The organism is Bacillus sp. RC240 (genome assembly GCF_044907945.1).
In the GTDB taxonomy this organism is placed as follows: Bacteria; Bacillota; Bacilli; order Bacillales; family Bacillaceae_G; genus Bacillus_A; species Bacillus_A mycoides.
This window is the reverse complement of record NZ_JBIYCT010000028.1, coordinates 1-2,443: the sequence shown is the minus strand read 5'-3', so window position 1 is coordinate 2,443 and position 2,443 is coordinate 1. Positions and strand designations below refer to the sequence as shown.

At 33.8% G+C, this 2,443-nt stretch carries 2 protein-coding genes; both read right to left on the bottom strand.

What is annotated here, in order from left to right; genetic code table 11:
- Positions 1-260: 260 nt before the first annotated feature.
- Positions 261-992: a DsbA family oxidoreductase gene (locus ABH955_RS29075; protein WP_404458424.1), complete on the bottom strand. Its 732-nt coding sequence runs from the start codon at positions 990-992 to the stop codon at positions 261-263.
- Positions 993-1,183: 191 nt separating this feature from the next.
- Positions 1,184-2,143: an alpha/beta hydrolase gene (locus ABH955_RS29070; RefSeq protein ID WP_242312083.1), complete on the bottom strand. Its 960-nt coding sequence runs from the start codon at positions 2,141-2,143 to the stop codon at positions 1,184-1,186.
- Between the last annotated feature and the right edge of the window lie 300 nt (positions 2,144-2,443).

Sequence of the window (2,443 nt, the reverse complement as noted above, 5' to 3'; positions counted from 1 at the left end):
CGACTCCCTTATGTTAACATTTTCATATTTCAATGTCAACCAAGTTTTTTTATTTCTTTTGTCGCTTTCTGCGTTGTTGCTATCGGCGACTTGTTCTATATTACACCTCTAAGATACAACCGTCAATATGTTTTTATAAAAAACTTCATTTTTTTATAAATGCTATTTACGTTATTAAATTATCTATCTATATACCTCTTCTATAAGAATAGATAAGCAACCCATGAAACACTCTATGGGTTGCTATTCCATCATAAAAACTATTGTTCTTTTGAAGGTACAGAACAACTTTCATCAGTACAAGACATATCACTTCCACCCTCTGAAGAAAGCTCTTGTAACTTAGGTGCAGGATTCTCTTCTTCCCACACTTGTTGAAGTGCACCAACAAAAGTTTCGAGTGGTTGCGCACCTGAAATAGCATACTTTTGATTAATAATAAAATAAGGTACTCCTGAAATTTGATATTGCTGAGCAATCGCTTCATCAATTCTAACATCATTTGCATATGCACCTTTATCATTAATAACACGTAAAGCTTCTTGCTTATCTACACCTGAAGCTTCAGCAATAGTAGCAAGCGTATCCACATCACTTAAATTTCTCGATTCAGTGAAATATGCAAAAAGTAGATTTTCCGTAATCTCTTTTTCTTTCCCTTGATCCTTTGCAAATTTAGCAAGACGATGCGCATCAAAAGTGTTCGTCGGCTTCATCTCTTCAAAATTAAAACTTAAACCCATACTAGCTGCATGATTGCCTAGTTGTATATTATTACGCTTAGCTTCTTCAATACTAATCCCATACTTTGATGCAAGTACTTCATTAATACTTGTTCCAGAATAGATTGGAGCATTTTGGTCTAATTCAAAACTTTTAAACTCAACTTCAACATCCTTCTTATGCGGAAATTGCTCTAAAGCCATTTCTAATCTACGTTTCCCAATATAACAAAATGGGCATACAAAATCTGACCATACTTCAATTTTCATAGAAACACCTCATTAACATGTAGTTTTCAATTATTGTAGCACTGGCAATAAAGAATTCAAAAATTTATGCTTCAAACCTTATATACTACAAACCAAAATAAATTTTTAAATAGAAAAAACGATAATCAAAAGTATAAAAACATTTCCTTCTGATTATCGTATATACAAAATACAAATCTAAAACAATCTAATTACGCTGGAATGTATCTCCCCACGAACTTCCATACGGTATTCCAATATTTATTCGAATCTACCTTCTCGGCTTCTCCATGTCCAGCACCTGGAACAATTAATTTCTCTTTTTCTACTTTTGCAGCATTATATACTTCATCTAACATTTCATAAGGAACGAATGTATCAGCATCCCCATGAATAAATAGCATAGGCGTTTTACTTTTCGCCACTTGTTTTATAGCTGAAGCTTCTTCTAAATCATATCCAGCTCGTAATTTTGTAACTGTATTTGCCGCATTCATAACAGGAAACTTCGGCAAGTGGAATAAATCGTTTAATTGATACGTAAATTCATCAATAACAGTTGAGTATCCACAATCTTCAATAATAACTTTAACGTTAGCAGGTAACTCTTCACCTGAAGTCATCATTACAGTGGCCCCGCCCATTGAAACACCAAAGAGTGCTATTTCAGCATTAGGGTCTTTCTTTACAATTTGTTGAATCCAAATCAAAATATCTTTACGATCGTGCCAACCCATCCCTATATAATCGCCTTCACTATTTCCATGCCCACGAAGGTCTGGCGCTATGACATTATATCCTTCTTCATAAAAGTTCCGAATATATTTCGTCATTTTCGATGCCCTGCTATCATACCCATGAACTACAATTGCCCATTTATGGCTAGATTGTTCATTCATATATTCATAACCTGTTAAATTCAACTTATCGAAAGAATTTACGTTCAATGTATTAGGTTTATGATTTGATACAAAGTTCGCATCCTTTTCTTCATTTGTAGCAAACACACCTCCCGATGCATTCACAGTTTCTACTAAGTGAGGATTATCCTCTAAAAACTCTTTCTCTTGTTTCGCATTCAACGCATAATTATAAAAATAATTCCCGGCTAACATATAAGTAATTGCCAGAAGGACTAAAACTACTATAGTAATTACACCTATCTTTTTCATATTATCTCCTTTTTCAAAATTAAATCTTCTTATATTCAAGTACTCAAAAAAACAACTGCACTATTTTAACACACCGACAGCTTGCTTCTACAAAAAATAAAATAGAAAATCTTAAACTACACATCAAAAAAGACGAAAGAAAATGAATATGAGAGGATCAAAAGAATAAGGATTACTTACTTGAGACTGATAAGAAGTTTAAAACACAAAAAAGACGAGTCATTCTGACTCGTCTTAAAGTTGCTTGGCGACGTCCTACTCTCACAGGGACAAGGTCCCAACTACCATCGGCGCTAGAGA